Raw genomic sequence first — 22,699 nt, forward strand, 5'->3', positions numbered from 1 at the left:
ATGCCGAAAATTCCTCGCCTACTGGTTGTTCAGCGAATCTCGCTGTCGCACGACAGGCTGATGTCCCGCTCCATTGCTGCCCGCTTCGGTCCCTTGCTCGGCTACATGGCGAACAACCGGATGCTCGAATGGGAAGAGATTGTTGAAAGCGACGTGACCGTCGGGCAATTGCGGCGTTTCGATGCGGTGCTGTTCAACAAGCACACGTCGAACCGTGCGACCGACGTGATGCGCATGGCCAACGACCTCGGCCTGCGCACCATCTACGATATGGACGACTGGATCATCGACTTGCCGATGTACAGCGTGACCGATCTGAACGACGACCTGCTCGCGAATATCACGTGGCTGATCCGCCAGGCGTCGATTGCGACCGTGTCGAACGACACGCTGCGCAACAAGCTGAGACGCCTGCGGCCTTCGGTCGTGGTGATTCCGAATGGTTTCGATCACGACGCGCTGCCTTCCGGTCCGTCGAACTGGCATGAAGCCACGCCGCCCAAAATCCTGTTCTCGAATACGGACGGCATCAAGCTCGTTCAGTTCAGAAAGGAGTTCTTCAAAGTCGTGGTCGACTTTCTGGAGCGGCATCCGGAAGTCGTGCTGGAATTCTGGGGCGACGGCTTCCCGGAAATGTCCCGCATTCCGCGGCTTGTTTCCAAGGGCTTTCTCGAGAACCACGCCTATAAAGCGGCGATTCGCGATGCGGGCTATATGTTTTCGATCGTGCCGCTCGGCGGCCGCGAAGACCCGGACGCGCTGTTCTTCAATAGCTGCAAGTCGTGCATCAAGTACATCGACTACGGCAGCCTCGGCATTCCCGGCATCTACTCGCGCTCGCCGGTTTACGAGGAAGCGGTATCGAATGAAGAAACCGGATTGCTCGTGAACAACACGCCTGAAGAGTGGGCCGCCGGGATGGAGAAAGTGTACCAGGACAAGCGGTTGCGCGACTCGTTGCGCATTAACGCGCACGCCGACACGCATGAGCGATTCGGCCTCGCCGGTCCGGCCAGGACGTTCCTTGAACTCATCACCGGCGACAATCCGGTCTGAACGGATACGACACTATGGATCTTCTATTGATCAGACACGGCCAATCGGTCGCGAATGAAAAGGGACTGCTGATCTCAACGGACAAGGACGGACTCACCGAGCTCGGCCGAAAACAGTCGATCAATCTCGCGGCGACGCTCGAGCGTTTCGCCTTCAAACCGTCGCGCTTTTATTGCAGCCCGTGGGCGCGTGCACGCGAAACCGCCGAGTTGCTGTTCGACGCCGCCACGCCGATTACCTACGATGCGCGGCTCGCGGAAACGCATCCGGGCAAATACGCGACGTGGCTGGAGCTCGAGTTCAATCGCGCGTTTCCCGACTTCAACGCCAACATCAGAAACCGCTACGAAGAAGGCGAATCGCATCTCGAGATGGCGGAGCGCGTGCAAGCGTGGGTCGAGTCGGAAGTGCGCCCGCATGTGAACGAAAGCGGTTTGACCGTGGCGGTCGCGCATGGCGGGCCGATCAGCGTCGTGTTGCAGCATCTGCTCGGCGTGCCTATCGAAACGCATTACCCAAGCTTCACCGTGCCGAATGCGTCGTTCAGTTATCTGAAATGGCGTTCGGATCTGAACCGCTACTGCCTCGAACGCGCAGGCCACGTATGAGCAAGACCGTTGCGATATTCGAGCCGATCTACTCGCAGGATCAGACGCTGACCTGCGCGGACTTCCTGCCGCTGGTGCGCGCCGACAATGCGCGTCCCGAGTGGCGCGAGTTCAAGATCCTGACCGACATGTATCGCAACGGCGAGCATCTGCGGCACGACTATACGGGCCTCTTTTCGCCGAAGTTCTCGCTCAAGTCGAAGATCGCCGGCAGCGGGTTTCTCGATTTCGTGCAGCGCCACGACGGCGCGGACGTCGCTTTCATCAATCCGTTTCCGCAACTCGCCTACTGGTCGTTCAATGTGTGGATGCAGGGTGAAGAGGCGCATCCTGGCCTCGCCCGCGCGGCGCAGGCGCTGCTGGATGCGAGCGGTGTCGACATATCGATTGCGGATACGCCGCGGCATGGACCGGCCACGCTCGCTTACTGCAACTTCTGGGTCGGCTCGCGCCGCTTCTGGAACGAGTATGTCGGCAACACGCTGTTGCCGATTGCCGATTTTCTCGAAGCAAATCCGTCGCACGAAGCGGCCATCGGCGTGATGACCGATACGATGCACACGGACCCGGCGCCGTTTTTGCCGTTCATTGTCGAGCGCCTTTTCAGCACCTATATTTCTTTGCATCCCGAACTGCCACGCGCCGCCTATACGTTCGATGCTAATACGGTGCGAGAGTACTGCATCAATGACTTCGAGAAGCTGTTGTTCGACCGCATGCGCGCAAAGATCGACAAAGCCGATGCGTCCGATGTGTTCGAACCGGCGCTGATCGAACAGATGCAGACGGTCTGCGCGTTGTGGCAAAAACATTTTTTCGATTTCTATGCAACGCGGCCACATCCGCATACGGGGCAGCCGGTGAGGATCTAATAGACGGCGGCTTTGCGTTGTAACTGCAGCCCGTTTGACGAAACACAAGAACCGCCACGCGCGGCCAGTCCATTTCTCTCGAGAAAACGCTTATGCAGTCAGCACGCATTCATCCGAACGACGACATGTTTCATGGTTCGGCCGAACATTACGCCTCGGTCGGCACGCAAATGGCCGACTTCGTCTCTCACGCAGCGGCGCTCGCGAATGCGCGCTCGCCAAACGTTCTCGAATTGCCGTGCGGTTATGGCCGCGTCACGCGTCACCTCGTTTCCCGCTTCTATCCGCAACAGATACACGTGGCCGACATCATGGTGCCGGCCGTCGACTTTTGTGTCGAGGAATTCAGCGTCAATGCGTATTCCATCGTCGATCCGGTGTATGAGTTCAAGAACGTTCCGGATGAGTTCTTCGACGTTGCCGCGCTCGGCTCGCTCATCACACATCTGTCGGGCCACAACGCCCGCACGGTGATGAAGCACTTCTTGCAGAAACTGAAACCGGGCGGCGTTGCGGTCGTCACCACGCACGGCGAGCGTTCGCGCGAAATTTTGGGCACTGTGGATTGCTATCAGGTGGGCGACGCCGCGCGCACTCATTTGCTCGCCAGTTACGACGCCGGTCAATACGGTTTCGTGAACTACATGCCCGACCATTCGCTCGAGTCCAAAACCGTCGACTACATCGGCGACAGTTACGGCATTGCACTCATTCCCCATCAATGGGTGAGCGACGTCTGCCGCGAAAACGGCGTCGAGATTCTCGAGTACCGCCGCGGCGGATGGGACAATCATCAGGACGTTTTCTTCATCTCGCGCGAGTAAGCTATTCTTTAGTCGCGAGCCATTGTCGGCTCAGCCAGCACGCGTGCGATAGACACGCGCTGCCCTTCACGTTTGGTACATGCAACGGGTTGCGTTGTCTCATGCCGGGCGCCATCCGACGCATGTACGCTAACCATCTTTTCGCGTTGTGCGTTTTTGCGCCACTACGCGTGACGCATGAATCGAGCGGCTCAGGATGCAGTTCGATGAGGAGGAGACATGACGAAGGAGAGCAACGACCGCGACACCGTTGCAAGAGAGAAGCGCCGCGCCCGCCTTCTGCGGGGACTCCATCTGAAGCAAAGCGTGGGCGTCGAAATCGGCGCGCTGTGCTGGCCGCTGGTTCGCCGTGCCGATGCCGGCAAGATCATCTACGTGGATCACACCGACACGCCGCATCTGCGCGAGAAGTATCGCGAAGATCCGCATGTCGACGCAAACGAGATCGTCGAAGTGGATGCGGTGTGGGGCATGAATACGCTGCACGAAGCCATCGGTGGGCAGTATGTCGATTATGTGGTGGCCTCGCACGTCGTCGAGCACGTTCCCGATCTGGTCACGTGGCTGCGCGAACTGGCCGCCGTGCTGAAGCCGACCGGCGAAGTGCGTCTCGCCGTGCCCGACCGGCGCTTCACGTTCGACTATTTCCGGCGCGAGAGCGGCCTGCCCGAGGTCCTCACGAGCTACGTGGAACGCGCGCGGGTGCCTCGTCCGTTTTGTCTCTTCGATCATTGTCTGAATGCCGCCGATATCAGTACAGCGCAGGCGTGGCGCGGACGCATCGACCGCGCTTCGGCTAAACGGCATCACACGTGGCAAGGCGCGCTGCACCTCGCGCGCGACGTCGTCGAAAACGGCACCTATCACGACGTCCATTGCTGGGTCTTTACGCCGCGGTCGTTCGCGAACCTGATCGCGAATCTATGCGACATGGACCTCATCGACTTCGCGTGCGAGGACTTCGCCGACACTGTGCGAAACGGCATCGAGTTCTCGGTCGTGCTTCGGCGTTCGTGTGACCGGCAATACATCGCCGAAAGCTGGCGACGCATGGAACGCGCGGCGAACGACGTCACAGTGGGCGCGCCGTTCTCGCGGGCGCGCCGCAAACTAAAGGAAATGACCGTTGGGTCGGACGAAGCAGCGCCTGTCGCTCGCGTTACTGGGCGGAAGTACGATCTCGATCCAATCGAGCCGATTGCTTTGCCGCCCGATTTCGATCCAGTCGATTATCTTGCGGCCAATCCTGATGTGCTCGACGCAGGCGTGGACCCGGTGCTTCATTACATGCATTTCGGGTGGCACGAGGGCCGGCCGATTCATCCGCCGCCCGCAATACTCACTACAGAACGTGCGGATGTAACTGGCCCAAAATGACAGGAACACGTGCGTGGCAGCGCACGTACTTTCCATGCGCCGCAGTGCCAGATTTTTGCTACAACCACTCACCGGGAGTCCGGGATACGCGCGCGCAGTCCGGTTCTGCGCGACTTTAAGAACATATTCAGTGTTCTCGTGAGTGATCTTCCAAATGGGCCATTCCGAGGCCTGGAAGCGGGTCGCGCTGGCTAGCAGAATGACACACGCATACGGCCAACGTCGTTGTCTCGATTGGAAGCAGGGTCGCCGAGAAAGCGAACAAGAGCGCCGCATAAATGTAGCGAGCGCCAGTACCGTACCAAAACATATGATCGGCAATGGGGTTCGTTCGGGCCGCGCCTAATAGCCAGATTGCCACCGCCGTCGGCGCAAGAAGTAGGCAGACCCCATGCGCACTCGATGCGAGCGCCACCGACACAAATGCAACCGCCGGGATTAGACCGAGGACAGTCGAGACATTATTGGGTGCCGGAAGAAGGCCCACAAATATCTCCCGGATCAGCCGGATGCCGCACCGAAACATATACGGTGGAGTGCCAAATTCTAGCGTCGGCGACGCGTTCGTTCCATCGCATAGATTTGTCCGGCGACGCCAGCAAGATAGACGAGCACAAATCCAATTGGCAACGCGAAAAACGCCACCGCGACGCCATACGCAAACGCAAGCCACGAGGGTCCGTACGAGCGCGATGATTCCGAACGGTCCCGTCAGCGAGATCGCCGCCGCCACCAGCCCGCGAACGAAGTATCCCGATCGAGGCGGGCTAAACAGGTTCTCCCACAACAGAATGAGGAGTGTAGAAAAAGTATCCATTGGATATTCGCGACGTTGAGAAGCATCTCGCCGGTTTGCGGAACCAGCAATGGGCCAGCGCAAAAAGGGCCGCAATGGCAGACGAGAGCTGGCGCACAACATACGCCATATAACTAGTGGACAGCGCCGTGATGAGCGCGCACGCCCACATGAAAAATACGGCGCTGCGTCCACAGAACTCGTTCTCATTTAGAGCCATGCCATCAGCCGCGGGACAAAATGCCGATATCCTGAATAGGCCTGAACGAATGGGCGCGCCCCGAGTTCATGAGCTTGAGTGATGAAGATGGTTGAATCCTCGGCCTATAGGAATCCATGCTCAATGCGTAGCGGCGCCCGAAACCACATAAGCAAAAATGCGCAAACAAACACCAGCAGCGGCAATGAATAGAATTTCGTGCGGTGCATGTTGATATCTAGTAGCCGTCTCAAATCGAACTGGTTTGCCAATCTCCAAGCTGGCTTGTCGCACAAAACGACCCGTCGCCAAACCTGAAGTACCTCGGACATCAACAACTGCTAGTTAGGTGCGTGGTCCTTTTGAGCATACTTTGATCCGCCGTTGCGTCTCAGGAGAGTCGCCTTTCTTCAACAGCCGGTAGCCAGCAAAGTTGAACGCTTCCACAGGTGCGTACGCTCCACTCTCGAGCAGGCAATTTACGCTTACCTCAAAGCGCCACAGCGGTTGATGCACCAAAATATAGTCGGGACTGTACTTCGAGAGCCAAGAGTAGACGTCCCCGCGAGCGATGTAATCAGCGTTGTAGCGGTTCGTTAAACCAAGAATATCAATGATGTACCGGTGCGAGTACCATCCGACCGTCCCGATTTCTACCATGGCAATTACCGAGTTGTTTACCGTATTGTCCTTCAACCATCCGCCGATATTTCTGTAGGCGTCCATCGAACCTCGCTGGACGTTGGAAATTTGGAAGCTTCGATAGCCAAACGCGGCCGTGATGAGGAAAAACGCGAGGAAAAGCGTCATGAACACTGCGCTTTCCTGGGACCGCACATAGGTAAACTTCAATACCTTCCATGCACCGACACTGACGAACAGCAACCAGAAGAAATAGAACGGAGCGTAGTACCAGTGATAGTTCGGAATATGCAGAAAGACGTAGAACGCACCCAGTAGGATCAAATAGCCGAGTACCAGTCGCACCGACATCTTCCTGAGACTAGTCAACATTCCCAAGAGGCCCACGGGCACCATGAAAGAGAGTAGCTTGAAGCTGCCGCCGAGGAATGCGTCCTTCATGTACTGCACATGCAGGAAAATCAGCCCTTCTCCCCAAAATCCCGACTTACCTTGGCCGATTTTGGCATTGCCGGTCGCGGGTAGAAAAGCACCGTAATAGTAGTAATTGAACAGGAAATTGCCCGCGAGCAAAATGGCCGGCGCGATGAAATACTTGGCATGCGGCGGCTTCTTCGTTCTAAGGACGTAATCACCGACCAGCACGGCACCGAGAAACACGCCTTCGCTACGAGTTATAAAGAGTAAACCCAACACAACGCCTAGAGGGAAGAACTGGTCCCTACCATAGAGTATCAACGCAAGCGCTGTAAGGAACAAAAACAGCGAGGTTTCCATCCCGAACGTATCGTAAAAGTAATTGAACGACACGACGAGCAAGGCGCACAGGATCTGCTCGTACTTGTTATCACAGAGTAGATGTGCGCCAGTAATAGCCGCCGCGCATAGGAACAAGAACGACAGGAAAATCGTCGCGTATTGCAGGTTCCCAGCGATCAGGTTAGCGACTATCAGCAGATAGGAATACAGCGGCGATGTGAGGCCATTGAACCGATCACCGGTGTTGTACGTCAGCCCGTTTCCATCGAACAGATTACGCAAATACCGGAGGTAGATCAGTGCATCGTCCAGCTGGAAATTGCGATTCTGCCACGCCAAAAAACCGCCCACGGCGATGGTCGCCGCCAGCAGCAGGGCGTTCTCTAAAACGTACCGTCTAAGTCGTTGCATACTCATGGAGTTAGTTTGTCGTTGGCGACACGCCGGTTAGCAATCACGGCGCCGGAGATATCTGCGCGTCTACCGCAGTCAAGAAAACACGAATTTTTTGTCCAGCCGGTATTTGACCACATAGCCAATCGCCAGCCCTATCGCTCCGCCGATAAAACGCGCGGCTTCCGAGTGGAACATAGCATCTCCGCCGAACTCAAAAGCCCAGAAGATTGCGGTCGTCGCCAGACCCATCACGGTATAAAGTGCGAAACTCTGAATTCCGTGCGACATGTCGCGATGCTGGTATCGGAAGATCCAGGTTTTGTCGAGCAGGAATTTCAGGACGAGGCCGCCACCGGTTCCCACGAAGACCGACAGCGGCACGCCGAATGGACCCGAATAAGCGAGCAGAGAAAGCTTTTGCGATCCAATGTTCGCGAGAATTGCAATTCCTGCAAATAGAGTATAAAGAGTGACGAGACGTGTCGGACTCAAAGGCGTTGCGGGTGAATTCACAAGTGGCGCACCATCATCAGTCAAATGGGAGACGCCCGGCACCGGAACGCAGTGGCAGTATCGGACGGCTGGAAAAGCAATCAGTTCGCCAACACGACTGCAAAGACTGGCCGTGGTGACGGTGGCAGTTAAAGCGCGAGCCGTTTGAATATTCGCCCGGGCACCGACCGGATGATCAACATGATCCCCGACCAGAACCACGGTGTGTAAATCGAATCCTTCTTACGTTCGACCGCTCGAATGATGTCACCGGCCACACGCTCGGGAGTCGCAACGAGTGGCCCCGGCAGGGGCATGCCGGCCGTCATTGGTGTATCGACAAAGCCCGGCTTAATGGTCAGCACATGCACGCCGGATTTGAATAGCCGCGCGCGCAAGCCTTCGCAGAAGGTGCTGACTGCTGCCTTCGCCGTGCCGTAGACGTAATTGGATGGACGCCCGCGATCGCCTGCCACCGATGAAATTACCGCGATCACACCGCGTTTCGAGGCTTCCATTAGGTTCGCGAGCGGCGTCAACAATGCGATCACCGACAGGCCATTGGTCGACAACTCATGCATCGCAATCTTCACATCCTGCTCGCAGGCCTTCTGATCCGAGAGCGTGCCGTGTGCGATCAGAGCAATGTCGATGCCGCCGAGCTCGCCCACGCACGCATCGAGCATGGCCTGATGCGCGTCGAAATCATTCATGTCGAGCACGTGGGCACGCGCCGCGGTGGCGCCGCGCGTGACGAGATCGGCGGCTATCTGCTGGAGGCGCTCCGCCTGGCGCCCGACGAGAAACAAAGCAGCTCCCTCGGACGCCCAACGGCGCGCGCAAGCAATGGCGATTGCGGATGTCGCACCGACTATCAGGACTTTTTTCATGTTTGTGTGGTTCGTTGCCAGAAACGTGACATCAATGCCGGATCGCGTAATGCCTCCAGGCGATGCCAGGCGGGATAGGCGCGCTGAAAATCGCTCGCCGACATGTGCGCGTCCTTGGCTGGATAGAGCCGCCCTCCGGCCCCGCGCACGATGGCGTCGAGTCGTTCGAAGAGCCGTCGATTGCCTTCATCGCGCTGCGGAAAGTCCAGCGCTAGCGATGCGCCGGCCATGGGAAAGGACAGCAGGCCAGGCGAAGCTATATCGCCACAGCGCTTAAGCACTGCGAGAAACGAGCCGGCGCCGCTCTTGCCGATGGTATCGAGAATCGCACGCATGCCTGCACGCGATTCGGCTTGCGGAAGCACGCACTGATATTGCTGAAAGCCGCGCTTGCCGTAAATCCGGTGCCATTCGAGTAGACTGTCGAGCGGATAAAAGTAGCTGTCGTAGTCGACTTCGCTCGCCACCGTCTTTTGCTGCTGACGGTAGTAGTACAGCGTATTGAACGCGCGTAACGTGAGCGGATTGATGAGCGAAATGGGCGGCGTGAGCGGCACCGTGTGCTTCTTCCTGGCCGGCAGTTGCAGACCGCCCTGCTCCGCATGATCGCCGACAATGAAGCGCCCGCGCCCGAGCGCCGAGCCGCGGCTCACGCAGTCGATCCACGCGACGCTGTACTCGTACTGATTGTCGAGTTCTTGGGATAACGTAAAGAATTCGTCGAGATTCTCGAAGCGAATGCTTTTGACCGAGATCTGGCTCGAACGGATCGGCATTAGTTGAATTTCGACCCATGTGATCACGCCGGTCAGCCCGAGGCCGCCAATCGTCGCGGCGAAATACTCCGCGTTATCGTGCGGCGAACATTCGAGTGATTCGCCATCGGAGCGCAGCAACGAAAAGCGGCGCACATGACGGCCAAATGTGCCACGCACATGGTGGTTCTTGCCATGCACGTCGTTCGCCACCGCCCCGCCCAGCGTCACATACTTAGTGCCCGGCGTGACCGGCAACATCCAGCCGCGCGTGACCGCGATCTCGAGAACATCGGCGAACATGGCGCCGGCTTCCGCCCGCACGACACCGGTCGTCCAGTCTGCAGCAATGAAGCGGTCAAGGCCGCGTGTATGTACCACATGACCGGTCGCGGCGAGGCAACTGTCACCGTAGCTGCGCCCGTTCCCATAGGCGAGCGTCGTTCCATGCGCCTGCGCTGTCTGCGCGAATACCGGGCGCACCCGGTCGCGCCATTGAACCGCATGCCCGGCTTGCGGAAAGTCGGGATAACGTCCCCAAGATCTCAGCGGCCCCGTCATACCGCGAGCCAGAAAACCAGAGCCATCAACGCGACGATCAGCACACTGGTCCGGTCTTTCGCAGCAAAAACCACGGGGTCGTCGTGCATCAGCCCGCGGTGTGTGATAAGCCAGGTGCGGCTGATCCAGTACAGCAACAGCGGGCAGGCAAGCCAGATGACCTGGGGGTGGCCGTAAAGATGCGCGGTCTTCGAGTCCTGGATGTAAAGCGCGAGAACCAGCACCGACAGGTAGCCCGATGCAGCACCAAGCGACGAGATCATCGGCAGATCGTCGGCAACATAGCCGCGTCCGCGCGCTTTCGCACCACCTGCCGCGCGCGTTGCATGCAACTCGGCGTAACGCTTGACGAGCGCGAGGCTCAAAAACAGGAACATCGAGAAGCCGAGTAACCAGAACGTCAGCGTCATTCGCAGCGCCGCCGTGCCGGCGATGATGCGCGCCGTGTAGAGCATGGCCAGCACGACCACGTCGAGGATCACGCGACGCTTGAGCAGGAAAGAATACGCCATGGTCAGTAGGTAATAGCCGGCGAGCACCCCTGCAAAGCGCAACGGTAGCCAGAGCAACGCACCCACGAACGAGCAGACGGCAAGCACCGGAAAGGCGACCATGCCTGAGATGATAGACAGCGAACCGGACGCGAACGGACGCCGACGCTTACTGTGATGATGCCGATCGTCTTCTAGGTCCAGCAGATCATTGAGCAGATAGACGCTCGATGCACACAAGCCGAACAGCACGAAGGCGAGCACGGCGCGCAGGTCTAGGTCCAGCGACGCGACTTGATGCGATGCCAGCAGCGGAATAAAAATCAGCAGGTTCTTCAGCCACTGATGCACGCGCAGCGCCTTGAGCCACACATGTAGCGAACTCTTGCGCGTCTCGATCACGCTTTCGACGTTGCCCAGCTTACGAGCGCGACGCTCGACGCCCGGAGACGGATTGACGACGTAGGCGCGCTCTGCGGCTTCCCAGACAGCAATGTCGTCGTGCGAATTGCCCGCATAGTCGAAACCCTTGTTGCCGAATTCACGCACGAGCGCGTCACGCTTGCGGCCCGACGACAGGTTCACCTTGCCGTCGGTGGCGAGCGTCTTGTCGAACAGGCCGAGATGCCCGGAGATAGCTTCCGCATAGCGCGCGTCGCTTGCGGTTGCCAGCACCATCGGGCGACCAGCGGCGCGTTCGCGCTTGAGCCATTCGATAACCTTGGTGTCGTACGGCAATGTCGTGATGTCGACGTGAGTGGCTCTCGCCAGATTCGACTTCAGATGCGCCTTGCCGCCGCGCGCGAACCAGATCAAGGGGCGATAGAACGACAACGGATTTGCCTTGACGTAGGCGAACCCCGTCTCGACCAGAATGTCAGATCGGATCAATGTACCGTCCAGATCGACGGCCAACGTTTTCCATTGCATGTACTACCCCTTACGCCCCGGCGGCGCAATTTCCCGATACAACGCCCCATACGCCCTGCCCAGCGCCAGCCCTGAGAAGAGCGCCTCGTAACGCTCGCGCGCCGCGCGGCCCATCTGAACCGCCAGCGCGTCGTCGTCGAGCAGCGCGTTCATGGCGCGCGCCAGTTCTTGCGGTGCTTCGGGAGCAACGACAAAGCCGGTTACACCGTTCTCGTTCACATATGAAGTACCCGATCCCACTTCGCAGCACACCATCGGCTTGCCGAACATCTCTGCTTCGACGAGCACCATGCCAAACGCTTCTGAGCGCAAATGGGAAGGCAATACCATCGCGCGGCAATTCCTGAGCAGCACGACTTTTTCCTCATGCGTCACCTGGCCCGCAAACACAACATTCGTCGCGCCGGTCTGCCGTGCCAACGCACTCAGCCGCTCGCGTTCCGGCCCGGAACCCGCGATCACGATTTTCGCATTCACGACACGCGCGGCCTCGACGAGCGTATGCAAGCCCTTGTAATAGCGCAACACACCGAGCGCCAGAAAATACGGTTCGCCGTTCGCCAGCCCGAGCCGGCTCACAATATCCCGCTCTGTGTCCTGCGAATGAGGGGCGTCCCGATAATCGATGATGCCCAGCGGAATCGTTTTGAGCCGCTCGCCCTGCACGCATGCGGCCAGCGTCTCGCTCGTCTGTGCATAAGCCGGCGAGGTCGCGACCACCGCTGACATGCTGCGCAACGTGCGTCGCATCAGCGGCCCGTAGACGGCACCGAGGACCTTCTGTCGCACGACGTCCGAATGATACGTCATCACGGTGGGCTTTTTGGTGGCGCCCAGAAGATGCAGCACATCAGCGAAGGGCCACGGAAAATGAAAATGCACGACATCAGCCCAGTCTGCCATCTCGCGATACGTCGTCAGCGAACCGATACCGCCGAGATCGCACGACGCCGGGGCTGCCCACGATTTCGCCCGCACCACGCGGCCCTCGGGAAAGTCGATCGCGGGTGGCCGGGGCGTCGGCGACAAAGTGAAGATGCGAGGCTCGACGCCGCATGTCCGCGTGGACAACGCGATCTGCCGGATAGCTTCCTGAAGCCCGCCAGGCGGGTCGGGAAAATACGTACGGTAAATATGCAGAACTTTCATGCGCTCATCACTCAAGCGGCAGCGTTCAGCGAAGCCGGCAGGCCGTTGCCGGACACGCGGCCCTCGAAGGTGATCGCGAGCATCTTGTCGAGCCTGCGCTCCCACGTGTTCTCGCCGACCGCCGCGACGGCTTCCTGGGTGGAAAGCTTGCCGCGCGCCAACTGTTTTTCGATTGCCGCGATGAATGCGTCGGCATTGCCGCCCACTTCCAGCCCCCCGCGCGGCTCCCTCGCGAAGTCGAGCGGCGTCGACACGACGGGCAACCCCGCCGCGAGGTATTCATAGAACTTCATGGGGAACATCGAGCGGGTGTATTCGTTGAGCAAAGTCGGCAGCACGCCGACGCGCATGCCGCGCAAATATTGCGGCAGCGACTCATAGGTGCGATAGCCGAGCAGGTGCACATTCGGCAAGCGCGCCAGTTGCGCGAGCAGTTCGCTGCGCTGCCCTTCCCGCTCTTCGCCAATGATTACCCATTGCCACTGCGGACGCGCCTCGGCGGTCTGCATCAACAGCGGAAAGTCCACTTTGAAGTCGGACAGCACGCCGTGATACACGAGCCGCGGCTCGGGGATCGCAGCGAGTTCGGCGGGCAGCGGACCATCGGCGCGAGCCTCGCCGAAATGCGCGTCGTCGACCACGTTGCCGAAAAAATGCGTGTTGCGGTTGAACGGCAAGCACACTTCTTTCAACGACATCGCCGTCGTGAACACGGCCTCGCATTGACCGAGCAGCGCCTGCTGCGCGCTGCGAAACGCGTCCACGTCCACACCGGGAATCGCCGCAATATCGTCGACGCAGTGATAAACGAGCGGTCCGCGCCGCAGCGTCGCAATCGAGTCGAGCATGTACGGGTGATATGTCCACACGACAGGATCCTGGTAGCGATGCCCCTTCGCAAAACGTGCGACGGAAATGCGCAGCAGCGCCTGGTTCAGCGAGCGCACGAACGGCAGATGATGTCCGGCCGGCACCATCAACGGAGAAAGCACCCAGATGTTCGCCGCGCGCCGCGGTGGCCCGAGCACGAGCGACTGCACGCCGCGCCACAAGCGCCGCCACAGGCGCGCCCAGTCGCGGCCGCTGCCGACTTTCGGCGAACGGAAGCCGACGCTCTCCACATACAGAACCCGCCAGCCGCGCGCCGCGAGAATGCTCGCCGTATGCTGCTTGTTGGTCCAATACGGTTCATCCCAGTCGGCGGTCGAAAAGAGCACGCAGTCGCGCGCGGCCGACACGACATCCTTGCCGTCAACCAATGAACACCTCGACCGGCCGGCCCAACAGGCTCTCGACGATACGGTGCGAAGCCAGCCCGTCGCCATAAGGATTCGCGCGGTTGCGCAGCGCCTCGCGGCGCGCCGGATCGTCGAGCCAGCCCGCCACCGCGCTTTCGATGTTCTCCGGCGCCTGGCCCGCGAGCGTCGCGAAGCCGGCATCGACGCCTTCGCGGCGTTCCGTGTGATTGCGCATCACGACGACCGGCACGCCGAACGTCGGCGCTTCTTCCTGGATGCCGCCCGAATCGCTGACCACGACCGCGCTGCGGCTGATCAGATACAGGCTCGTCGGATAGTCGACGGGTTCGATCAGCGCGAGGTTCGCAATGCCGTCCAATTCGCGATGCACGGGGCCGCGCACAGCAGGATTCAGGTGCACAGGAAACACCCATCGGTAAGCGCTGTAGCGCTGACACAGATCGCGCAGCACGCGGCAGATGTCCTGCAAGACATCGCCGAAATTTTCCCGCCGATGGCACGTGACCAGAACGTGCTGCTGTTCGGCGCCATGCCATGCGGGCAGCGGACTTTGCGGCGGCGTCGTGCTCCAGCTTTGGCGGACCTCGGCAATCGCATCGACGACCGTATTGCCGGTCACCACGATTTTTTCCGCGGCAATGCCTTCGCTCAGCAGATGCCGGCGCGCGAGTTCAGTCGGCGCGAAATGGAGCGTGGTAATGCGGCTCATCAGACTGCGATTCGCTTCCTCGGGAAACGGGCTCGTCAGATCGCCGGTGCGCAGGCCCGCTTCGACGTGACCGACCTTGATGCCGCGATGAAACGCCGCGAGGCCCGCGCAAAACGCCGTGGTCGTGTCGCCCTGGACGATCACCCAGTCGGGACGCACTTCGTCGAGCGCGCGGTCGAGCGCAGCAAGGAGGCGCGACGACAGCGCGTTGAGCGTCTGCCCGGCGCTCATCGTGTCGAGCGTGAGATCGGGTTCGATGCCGAAGAACGAAAGCGCTTGCGCGGCCATGTCCTTGTGTTGCCCGCTCGCGCAGACCACCGTGTCGACCTGCGCACGCAACGCGCGCACGACGGGTGCGAGCTTGATCACCTCGGGGCGCGTACCCATCACCACCATGACTTTCATTGCAGCGGTTTCCCCGGTTGGACCGGCACATGCGCGCCGCGATATTCGACGCCGAGCGTCAGGGCCGTCGAGGCTGTCGCCGGCGCGGCTTCGCGATTGCCCGGCGTCAGCACGCGAAACTCGCCGCCGTCTCCGGCGACCTGGGCAAGCGACCTGAACTTGAGAAAATCGAGCGCGGCGTCTTCGTGCAGAAAGAGCGGCTTGTGCGCCTTGCTGCGGATGTACGCGATGAACTTCTTGTGAGCGTCGATACGCTGCGCTTCGTCAGTCCAGCCGTACGTATAACGCTCGGAGAACGGATGATCGAGATAGCCGAACAGCGTATTCGTTGCGTATGCGTAGTCGAAAGCCTGCTTGAAGATCGCGAGCGGATCGCCTCCTTGCAACAGGCAATCGCCGTGCAGCATGCACTGCTGGCTGTGCGCGACGAAGCCCGCCGGCATGCCGGCCAGCGCGCCGCCGCGAGCGGTCAGAAACTCGGGATCGTTGCCGATGATTCCGCCGACGCAGCCTTCATAGCCGGCATCCGCGAGACCGCGCATGGCGTACGGCGGCGACTGATGAAACGGCGACACCGCATAGCGCACGGGCGCGCCCGTCGCGGCTTCGAGCAAGGCCGCCGATTGCATGCCTTCGGCGACCGCGTTGTCGTACGTGCCGCCCCAGTTGGGCGCATGCGTCGCGGTGTGCGACAGCACCGCGCCTTCTGTTCGCTCGGCGAGAAGTTCGCGCAGAATGCGGTGCTGCTCCGCGCAGTTCAGGTTTTGCGTGTGGACGGCGAGCGTGAACGGCACGCCGAGTTGTCGATACGCCTGCCACAGCGGACGCGCGGACTCAACGCCTTCATCGCAATCGAGGCGCGACGTGATGGCCGCGTCGTAGCCCCACGGCAGTTCGCTCAACACGGGCTGACACGGCAGGCTGTCCTGCGCCCGATAGCCCGACAGAAAATTTTCGACGAGGCGCCATTCGAACGAGTCGCAAGGACCGACCGGCCGGTTGAACCACAACACGCTCGACTCGCCCGCATCCGACAGCGCGGCGTACGAGAACTGCCGCTCGCCGTCGATCAGCGCAGCAGCAAGTTCAACCTCGGCTGGCACGTGCATCGGCTTGCCGACTGCCCACATCGAGCCGTCGCCGCGGATCGCGCCGAAGCCCAGGTTGTTCCACTCGTCGGCGAAATCGAAACGCTCGAACGGACGATGCCACGCGTCGCCGCCCAGCGTGCGCGCGAACATGCGGTAGCGGACCACGGCTGCGCTTTCCCGCGCCTCGCCTGACGGCGCAGGCTCGCTGCGGCTCGCAGTAGCAAGCGTGGCGGTGAAATCGGCCGACGGCTCCGCGCGTTGATAGCGCAGATAGTCGGCGAGCGCGATCGGCATGTTGCCGAACACCATGAGCTTGCGAGGCCGGGCGCGCAGCCAGGCGATTAGGTCCGCGCTCCAGCCGTCGGGCGTATCGACAGCCACCACGATGTCAGGCGCCAGTTCCTCGCGCAGCAGGCTGCGCGAAATCGGCTGCGCCTGGCTTGCGCTAACCGAGCGCTGCACGGCGGCGAGCGCATGGCGGCACGCTTCCGCCGACGCGTCGGACGAAAGAACGCCGATCATGCAGTCACCACGTGACGGAATTTGGCGCGGCTGCCGACGCGCACGAAGTCGTCGTGTCCGACATAGGCGATCGTGAACGCGTCCTGCCAGAAATGCCGCAGCTTGGCAGTGGTTTCCTCGGCGCTCGCATGCGGCTCGAGCACGATGCGCAACGTGGGTGGCGAGGTGCGCAGATCGATCTGAAACTCCTGAATTCCGCCGACGCGATGATCGAGCATGTCCTGAATGTGATGCGTCGGATGCGCGACGCCCTTGATCGGCACGACGTCATGAATACGGCCGACCACATCGGTCAAGAAAAAGCCGTTCTCCGTTTCCTGCACGCGCGCGAGATCGCCTGTTGCGTAGCGAATCAGCGGCATCAGCTTGTTGCGAAAGCCGGTGAACACGAGTTCGTGCGCGCCGTCCGGATTGCCCTCGGACAGACGGCTTTCCGGCCAACTTTCGGATTCGAGAATCTGGAAGCCGCCTTCGTGGCCGTCGAGTTCATAAGCCATCACACCGAGCTCGGCGAGGCCGTAACGGTCGATCACGCGGCAGCGCAGCGCCGACGCGATCATCTCGCGCGCATGCGGCTCGAGCAGTTCGCCGCTCGACTCGAACACCTGGAACGCCTTGCCGCCGCCATATTTGCGCTGCACGTAGCAGGCGAGCGCGTACATCGTGGACGGATGCGAATGCGCGAGATAAGGCTTGCGGCGCTTCAACGTGCGCCATATTTCCTCGAGGCCCTGATCGTCGATACGGTCGAAGAAAATATTGCTGCGGTTCATCGCGAAGCATTTGAAGTCTTCACGCGACGGCCATTCGGGAATCGCCTGATCCGGGAAGCGGCACGCAAAGTGAAGCTCCGAGCGATGGCGCAGTTTGCCGATGCGCTCGCGGCAATAGTTCGTCACCGCTGACGAATAGTCGGCGCCCTCCTGATCGTAGTAGATCGTGGTCGACAAACCCGTCGAGCCGCCCGTCTTGCACGCATGGTGCTGTCCGGCTTCGAGCGGCCCGGACAAAAGGCGCGGCCCCTGCTCGCGGATGATGTCCTTGGTCAGGTACGGAAGCTCTTCCAGATAACGCGGCTCTTGCTTGACCTTCGCCGGATCGAACTGCTTCGCCTTGAACAGGTCCTGGTAGTACGGCACTTTGGCGCCGGCGAATTCGAGCATGCCCGCGAGCCGTTCGAGCGCAATACGCCGGCGATGCGGCACCGGCAGCGTGTAGTGCTCACGCAGTTCCTGGATCTTCGGGCGCACGCTGCGCTTTTCGCGGCTCTCGGCGATCGGATAGGCGATGTAGCCGCCGGCAAAACCCTTCAGCGTGCGAAACGGCTGGCGCACGAACAGGGATTCGGAATAACGCAGGAATGGATGATTAGCTCGCATGACTTCGAACCTTGTTGCGCCTCTCTTGCGCCTGACTGCTGCCGCCGGATGCGCCACGACAGTCTCGCGGGCGCTTCGGCGGCATGATTGGTATAAAGCGCGAAACTTTGCCTCGAATGGAAGCGCGCGCAAACAGTGCCACGCGCGCGCGTCCAGCCTTCCTTGACACACAGCATGCGATGCCGCGACGGCGAGACCTCAACCAATGGTCCACGCGCCCCGCGACCTCGACTCTTACTCCAGCGTCAATGCGGCAACTGCGCGGTATGACTGACGAGCGGGCCCTCGCTCGCGACCGGCGGCGCCACGGGTTCATCCGCGATCATCCGGCCGTGCTCCATCGAAATCTTGCGATTGCATACGCGTGCCACGAGCGACGGATCGTGCGACGCAACGACCAGCACCGACGCCTTGCCGACGAGACTCTCGAGACGCTCCGCGGCCTTGATGCTGAACTCGGCGTCCCCCACGCTCAACCACTCGTCCATGATCAGGATGTCGGCTTCGACGCTCGTCGAAATAGCGAACGCGAGGCGCAGCATCATGCCGCTCGAATACGTGCGCACCGGCAGATTCAGGTAGTCGCCGAGTTCGCTGAAATCCGCGATTTCGTCGATCTTGCCGCGGATGCGCGCCGGCTTCAGGCCGTCGAGAATGCCGCGCAAATAGATGTTTTCGAAGCCCGTTGCGTCGGGGTCGAGGCCCATCGACACGTCGAGCAGCGACGCAATCTTGCCGTGCACCTTCAGTTCCCCGCGCACGGGCGCATAGACGCCCGACAGCGTGCGCAATAGCGTGGTCTTGCCCGAGCCGTTGTGACCGACGAGGCCCACGCGATCGCCTTCTGCGAAGGTGAACGAGAGGTCGTCGATCGCCTTAACGATCGCATGACGGCCGGCGTCCTGGCCGATGCGGCCACCCGTCGTCAGGTTGAGCACCGCTTTTTTCAGCGAGCGATGCGAGTTCTCGTAAATCGGAAATTCGACGGAGATGTTACGAGCGACAATCGATGAAGAACTCACAATATCAAAGCCAGTAAGGAACGCGATTACGGAAACGCTTCATTAGGAATTGCGCGAACGCAAAGCCGACGATCAACAAGCCGATTGACCAGGCCCACGACTCCCAATGGGTCGGGCGGCCGGTGAGCGGCGCGCGAACCGTTTCGATCAGGTGATAGAGCGGGTTGTAGTCGGCGATCCAGCCACGGTCTTTCAGAATTTCCGGCGACCACATGACGGGCGTGAAAAAGAACACGACCTGAATCAGATTGGTGACGATCGGCGGAATGTCGCGAAAGCGCGCGCACAACACGCCGAGCGTGACGCCGAGCCATACGCCGTGCAGCAGCAGAATGGCCAGCGCGAACGGCACCAGCAGAAACTCCCAGCCGGGCCAGCGTCCGAAAGCGACCAGCAGCACGACGACCACCGGCAAGCTGTGCAGCAGGATCACGAAGTTGCGCCACGCGATACGGCACACGTGCACGGTCAGCGGCAACCTGATCTGCTTGATCAGATACGCGGCGCCGATAAAGGCAAGACAGCCTTCGTTCGCGACCGAAGCCAGATACGCCCACACGACCAGACCGACCGCGAGATACGGCAGATAGTCCGAAATCTCCTGATGCAGCAGCGTCGAATATAGCGCGCCGAGCACGACGACCATGATGATCGTGCTCAACGTGAACCAGAACGGCCCGAGCACCGAACGCCGATAGCGTTGACGGATGTCGTGCCAGCCGAGCGTGCCCCACACGCGCACCGACTTCATGCCGACGATCAGGTCGTCGTTCTGCGTGTGCCGCGTGAGGTCTTCACTACTGTCGTTAATAAAGGTGATGTCCATCTCAAGTACGTCCGTAAATGTCTTCAAAGCGGACGATATCGTCTTCGCCCAGATATTCGCCGCTTTGCACTTCGATCATCACGAGCTCGACGACGCCCGGATTTTCGAGGCGGTGTTTATGACCCGCCGGAATATAGGTGGACTCGTTGGTCGACACGAAGAACGCCTTCTCTCCGTTGACGACCTTCGCCATGCCGCTCACCACCACCCAATGTTCGTTGCGGTGATGATGCATCTGCAAACTCAGGCTCGCGCCGGGTTTCACTTCGATGCGCTTGATCTTGAAGCGCGGGCCTTCCTCCAGCACCGAGTAAGTGCCCCACGGCCGATGCACCGTGCGATGCACCTTGTACGCTTCATGTCCGCGCGCTTTCAGTTCCGCGAAGATCTGCTTGACGTCCTGGGCGCGGTCTCTGTGCGCGAGCAGCAGCGCGTCGGGCGTGTCGATCACGATCAGATCCTCGACGCCCACCGCGCCGATCAGCCGGTTGCCGCCGCGCACATAGCAGTTCTTCACGTCGAACAGCAGCGCCTCGCCTTCCACGCGATTGCCGCTCGCGTCCGCTGGCGAGAGATCGCTCAGCGCAGTCCACGAGCCCACGTCGGTCCAGCCGATGTCGCAACGCACCACCGCCGCGTGCTTGCACTTCTCCATCACTGCATAGTCGAACGAAACGTCGGGCACCGTGCCAAAACAGCCGGGCTCGAGGCGGATCTGCGCGGCGCCGTCGGCGCCTTGTGCCGAAGGCGATACCTTCATGCACTCCGCCGCGGCATTCAGTACCTCGGGGCAATGCTGCTGCATCTCCTTAAGGATAGTGCGCGCGGTGAAGCAGAACATGCCCGAGTTCCACACGAACTTGCCCGACGCCAGATACTCGCGCGCCTTTTCGAGCGACGGCTTCTCGAAGAAACGCACGACCTTCTCGCCGTCCGCCTCGATATAGCCGTAGCCGGTCTCAGGCGTGAGCGGCTGCATGCCGAAGGTGACGACCTTGCCCGCTTGCGCAAGCTTTTGCGCTGCCGCGACGGCTTGCGCGAAGGCGGCCTGGTCGGCGATCAGATGATCGGCGGCCAACACCAGCATCACGGTTTGATCGCCGTGTGCCTTCGCCGTATGCAGCGCCGCGGTCGCAACGGCAGCAGCCGTGTTGCGGCCGAACGGCTCGAGAATGAACGAGGTCGCACAACCCTTCGTGTTCACCTCGCGGAAGTCGTCTTCCGTTTTGAAGAACAGCTCGCGATTGGTTACCGTCAGCACTTCCTTCACGCCGGGCAACGCGACCGCGCGCAGGAAAGCTTTCTGCAAAAGGCTCTCGCCATCCGCGAGACGGATGAACGGCTTCGGGTGCGACTCGCGCGAGACCGGCCACAGTCTCGAACCCGCCCCGCCACACAGAATGATCGGCAACAAATCCACTGGCTCCCCTTCAATACCGTATTTATTACTCGACCGATAATGCTCAGCGCTCATTGGTCACCGCTTATTGCTTGGCGCTTATTGCTCGCACTTACTGGGTCACCGCTTGCCGCGTGCTTGCCGCGCGCACGGCCTGCATGCCGCGCCCGTCGCGCTCGTCAGCGGAAGTTGGCAAACGCTTCAATCGGGCCGCGGCAAATGTCACAGGACGGTCAATATTCTACCCTCGCCCTCTTTCAAAATCGTCAGCCAGCGCGGGCTCGGTGCATATATGCTTACCAGCCACAGATCACGACTCGACGTCTTCATGAGCCGCGCCGCGAGCTGACGCAACGGCTTCAGGGGCGCACGGCAGGCGACTTTGGGAAACCGTCGGTCAGGCATAGCTTCAACGCGTCGCGCCAATGCGGAGCGGCGAGCCCAAAGACGCGGGCGAGTTTGTCGTTCGACATGCGCGAATTGGACGGACGCCGGGCCGGCGTCGGATAGTCGGCCGCGGGAATCGGCAGCGTGTTGGGCCGCTGCGGCAAATCGGCGAGGTCGAAGATCGCGGACGCGAAGCCGTGCCACGATGTCGCGTCGCCGGCGCACAGGTGATAGATGCCCGAGCGCTCGCGCCACCACGACGCACTGTCAGGCGTGGCAAACGACTGCGCCGCGATATGCGCAGTCAGCGTGGCGATCGTGTTGCACCACGTGGGCGCGCCGAACTGATCGGCGACGACCTTCAGCTCGGGCCGATCGGCGCCGAGACGCAGCATGGTGAGCAGAAAGTTTTTGCCACGCGTGCCGTAGACCCAGCTCGTGCGCAGCACCAGGTGATTCTCACCCGTCGCCGCAATGGCCTGTTCGCCGGCGAGCTTGCTGCGCCCATAGACGTTCTGCGGATTGGCGGGATCGCTTTCGACGTAAGCGCCTTGCTTCTCGCCGTCGAACACGTAATCCGTCGAATAGTGGATCAGCGCCGCGCCGAGCTTCCTGGCTTCCTCGGCCAGCACACCCGGTGCTTCGCCGTTAATGCGCATAGCAAGTTCCGGCTCCTGCTCGGCCTTGTCGACCGCCGTGTAGGCCGCGGGATTGACGATCAACGCGGGCTTCACATCGCGGACCACGGCGCGGATCTGATCGAGGTTCGACAGATCGAGCGTCGAGCGGTCTACCGCGACTACGTGCCCGAGCCCTTGCAGCGTGCGCGCGAGTTCATAGCCGACCTGGCCGTTGACGCCGGTGACGAGAATCGTCGGCTTGCCATTGTGTGCGCTCATGCGG

Annotated in this window: 19 protein-coding genes; 5 read left to right on the forward strand and 14 right to left on the reverse strand. The window is 60.7% G+C overall.

All coding sequences use genetic code 11. The features are described from left to right. From BGRAMDRAFT_RS10155 to BGRAMDRAFT_RS10175, 5 genes are all read left to right on the forward strand, one after another. Nucleotides 1-1,056 carry a glycosyltransferase gene (locus BGRAMDRAFT_RS10155; protein WP_006048631.1) on the forward strand — a complete coding sequence of 352 codons (1,056 nt, stop codon included), beginning with the start codon at nt 1-3 and terminating at the stop codon, nt 1,054-1,056. Between the two features lie 14 nt (nt 1,057-1,070). Continuing rightward, complete coding sequence (locus tag BGRAMDRAFT_RS10160; RefSeq protein ID WP_006048632.1) at nt 1,071-1,664, forward strand: histidine phosphatase family protein; 594 nt, start codon at nt 1,071-1,073, stop codon at nt 1,662-1,664. After that, nucleotides 1,661-2,536: a hypothetical protein gene (locus BGRAMDRAFT_RS10165; protein WP_006048633.1), complete on the forward strand. Its 876-nt coding sequence runs from the start codon at nt 1,661-1,663 to the stop codon at nt 2,534-2,536. The genes BGRAMDRAFT_RS10160 and BGRAMDRAFT_RS10165 overlap by 4 nt, the downstream gene beginning before the upstream one ends. 92 nt (nt 2,537-2,628) lie before the next feature. After that, nucleotides 2,629-3,360: a class I SAM-dependent methyltransferase gene (locus BGRAMDRAFT_RS10170; protein ID WP_006048634.1), complete on the forward strand. Its 732-nt coding sequence runs from the start codon at nt 2,629-2,631 to the stop codon at nt 3,358-3,360. A gap of 219 nt (nt 3,361-3,579) precedes the next feature. Beyond that, nucleotides 3,580-4,737, forward strand: coding sequence for a methyltransferase domain-containing protein (locus BGRAMDRAFT_RS10175; protein ID WP_006048635.1), 1,158 nt, complete (start codon nt 3,580-3,582; stop codon nt 4,735-4,737). Nucleotides 4,738-6,077: 1,340 nt separating this feature from the next. On the opposite strand, the gene BGRAMDRAFT_RS10185 is transcribed toward BGRAMDRAFT_RS10175, so the two are convergent. From BGRAMDRAFT_RS10185 to rfbD, 14 genes are all read right to left on the reverse strand, one after another. Beyond that, on the reverse strand, nt 6,078-7,550 hold the full coding sequence (locus BGRAMDRAFT_RS10185; RefSeq protein ID WP_006048637.1) for a hypothetical protein: 1,473 nt from the start codon (nt 7,548-7,550) through the stop codon (nt 6,078-6,080). A gap of 72 nt (nt 7,551-7,622) precedes the next feature. Then, nucleotides 7,623-8,042, reverse strand: coding sequence for a GtrA family protein (locus BGRAMDRAFT_RS35920; RefSeq protein ID WP_006048638.1), 420 nt, complete (start codon nt 8,040-8,042; stop codon nt 7,623-7,625). A gap of 128 nt (nt 8,043-8,170) precedes the next feature. Further along, complete coding sequence (locus BGRAMDRAFT_RS10195; RefSeq protein WP_006048639.1) at nt 8,171-8,911, reverse strand: SDR family oxidoreductase; 741 nt, start codon at nt 8,909-8,911, stop codon at nt 8,171-8,173. After that, entirely contained in the window at nt 8,908-10,227 is a 1,320-nt protein-coding gene (locus BGRAMDRAFT_RS10200; protein ID WP_006048640.1) for an FAD-binding oxidoreductase, read from the reverse strand. Before BGRAMDRAFT_RS10200 ends, BGRAMDRAFT_RS10195 begins: the two co-directional genes overlap by 4 nt. After that, entirely contained in the window at nt 10,224-11,648 is a 1,425-nt protein-coding gene (locus BGRAMDRAFT_RS10205) for a UbiA family prenyltransferase (protein WP_006048641.1), read from the reverse strand. Before BGRAMDRAFT_RS10205 ends, BGRAMDRAFT_RS10200 begins: the two co-directional genes overlap by 4 nt. Nucleotides 11,649-11,651: 3 nt before the next feature. After that, entirely contained in the window at nt 11,652-12,797 is a 1,146-nt protein-coding gene (locus BGRAMDRAFT_RS10210; protein ID WP_006048642.1) for a glycosyltransferase, read from the reverse strand. An 11-nt stretch (nt 12,798-12,808) separates the two neighbouring features. After that, complete coding sequence (locus BGRAMDRAFT_RS10215) at nt 12,809-14,056, reverse strand: glycosyltransferase (RefSeq protein ID WP_006048643.1); 1,248 nt, start codon at nt 14,054-14,056, stop codon at nt 12,809-12,811. Beyond that, complete coding sequence (gene wecB, locus BGRAMDRAFT_RS10220; RefSeq protein ID WP_006048644.1) at nt 14,049-15,170, reverse strand: non-hydrolyzing UDP-N-acetylglucosamine 2-epimerase; 1,122 nt, start codon at nt 15,168-15,170, stop codon at nt 14,049-14,051. Before wecB ends, BGRAMDRAFT_RS10215 begins: the two co-directional genes overlap by 8 nt. After that, nucleotides 15,167-16,783: a polysaccharide deacetylase family protein gene (locus tag BGRAMDRAFT_RS10225; protein ID WP_006048645.1), complete on the reverse strand. Its 1,617-nt coding sequence runs from the start codon at nt 16,781-16,783 to the stop codon at nt 15,167-15,169. Before BGRAMDRAFT_RS10225 ends, wecB begins: the two co-directional genes overlap by 4 nt. Further along, a complete protein-coding gene (locus BGRAMDRAFT_RS10230; protein ID WP_006048646.1) occupies nt 16,780-18,162 on the reverse strand; it encodes a phenylacetate--CoA ligase family protein in 1,383 nt (460 codons plus the stop codon). Before BGRAMDRAFT_RS10230 ends, BGRAMDRAFT_RS10225 begins: the two co-directional genes overlap by 4 nt. 245 nt (nt 18,163-18,407) lie before the next feature. Continuing rightward, nucleotides 18,408-19,184 carry an ABC transporter ATP-binding protein gene (locus BGRAMDRAFT_RS10235; RefSeq protein WP_006048647.1) on the reverse strand — a complete coding sequence of 259 codons (777 nt, stop codon included), beginning with the start codon at nt 19,182-19,184 and terminating at the stop codon, nt 18,408-18,410. 4 nt (nt 19,185-19,188) lie between these two features. Next, nucleotides 19,189-20,010, reverse strand: coding sequence for an ABC transporter permease (locus BGRAMDRAFT_RS10240; protein ID WP_006048648.1), 822 nt, complete (start codon nt 20,008-20,010; stop codon nt 19,189-19,191). Between the two features lies 1 nt (nt 20,011). Then, the gene (locus BGRAMDRAFT_RS10245; RefSeq protein ID WP_044020718.1) at nt 20,012-21,430 is read right to left on the reverse strand and encodes a mannose-1-phosphate guanylyltransferase/mannose-6-phosphate isomerase; all 1,419 of its coding nucleotides are present in this window, start codon (nt 21,428-21,430) and stop codon (nt 20,012-20,014) included. A 338-nt stretch (nt 21,431-21,768) separates the two neighbouring features. Further along, nucleotides 21,769-22,695 (reverse strand): dTDP-4-dehydrorhamnose reductase, encoded by a 927-nt coding sequence (gene rfbD / locus BGRAMDRAFT_RS10250; RefSeq protein WP_006048650.1) that lies wholly within the window; start codon nt 22,693-22,695, stop codon nt 21,769-21,771. Nucleotides 22,696-22,699: the final 4 nt, after the last annotated feature.

The organism is Paraburkholderia graminis C4D1M (assembly GCF_000172415.1).
Classification (GTDB): domain Bacteria; phylum Pseudomonadota; class Gammaproteobacteria; order Burkholderiales; family Burkholderiaceae; genus Paraburkholderia; species Paraburkholderia graminis.

Excerpts from the sequence above, each read along its gene's own strand:
- BGRAMDRAFT_RS10155 (WP_006048631.1), top strand. The coding sequence starts at position 1 with ATGCCGAAAATTCCTCGCCTACTGGTTGTTCAGCGAATCTCGCTGTCG.
- BGRAMDRAFT_RS10160 (WP_006048632.1), top strand. The coding sequence starts at position 1,071 with ATGGATCTTCTATTGATCAGACACGGCCAATCGGTCGCGAATGAAAAG.
- BGRAMDRAFT_RS10165 (WP_006048633.1), top strand. The coding sequence starts at position 1,661 with ATGAGCAAGACCGTTGCGATATTCGAGCCGATCTACTCGCAGGATCAG.
- BGRAMDRAFT_RS10170 (WP_006048634.1), top strand. The coding sequence starts at position 2,629 with ATGCAGTCAGCACGCATTCATCCGAACGACGACATGTTTCATGGTTCG.
- BGRAMDRAFT_RS10175 (WP_006048635.1), top strand. The coding sequence starts at position 3,580 with ATGACGAAGGAGAGCAACGACCGCGACACCGTTGCAAGAGAGAAGCGC.
- BGRAMDRAFT_RS10185 (WP_006048637.1), bottom strand. The coding sequence starts at position 7,550 with ATGAGTATGCAACGACTTAGACGGTACGTTTTAGAGAACGCCCTGCTG.
- BGRAMDRAFT_RS10195 (WP_006048639.1), bottom strand. The coding sequence starts at position 8,911 with ATGAAAAAAGTCCTGATAGTCGGTGCGACATCCGCAATCGCCATTGCT.
- BGRAMDRAFT_RS10200 (WP_006048640.1), bottom strand. The coding sequence starts at position 10,227 with ATGACGGGGCCGCTGAGATCTTGGGGACGTTATCCCGACTTTCCGCAA.
- BGRAMDRAFT_RS10205 (WP_006048641.1), bottom strand. The coding sequence starts at position 11,648 with ATGCAATGGAAAACGTTGGCCGTCGATCTGGACGGTACATTGATCCGA.
- BGRAMDRAFT_RS10210 (WP_006048642.1), bottom strand. The coding sequence starts at position 12,797 with ATGAAAGTTCTGCATATTTACCGTACGTATTTTCCCGACCCGCCTGGC.
- wecB (WP_006048644.1), bottom strand. The coding sequence starts at position 15,170 with ATGAAAGTCATGGTGGTGATGGGTACGCGCCCCGAGGTGATCAAGCTC.
- BGRAMDRAFT_RS10225 (WP_006048645.1), bottom strand. The coding sequence starts at position 16,783 with ATGATCGGCGTTCTTTCGTCCGACGCGTCGGCGGAAGCGTGCCGCCAT.
- BGRAMDRAFT_RS10230 (WP_006048646.1), bottom strand. The coding sequence starts at position 18,162 with ATGCGAGCTAATCATCCATTCCTGCGTTATTCCGAATCCCTGTTCGTG.
- BGRAMDRAFT_RS10240 (WP_006048648.1), bottom strand. The coding sequence starts at position 20,010 with ATGGACATCACCTTTATTAACGACAGTAGTGAAGACCTCACGCGGCAC.
- rfbD (WP_006048650.1), bottom strand. The coding sequence starts at position 22,695 with ATGAGCGCACACAATGGCAAGCCGACGATTCTCGTCACCGGCGTCAAC.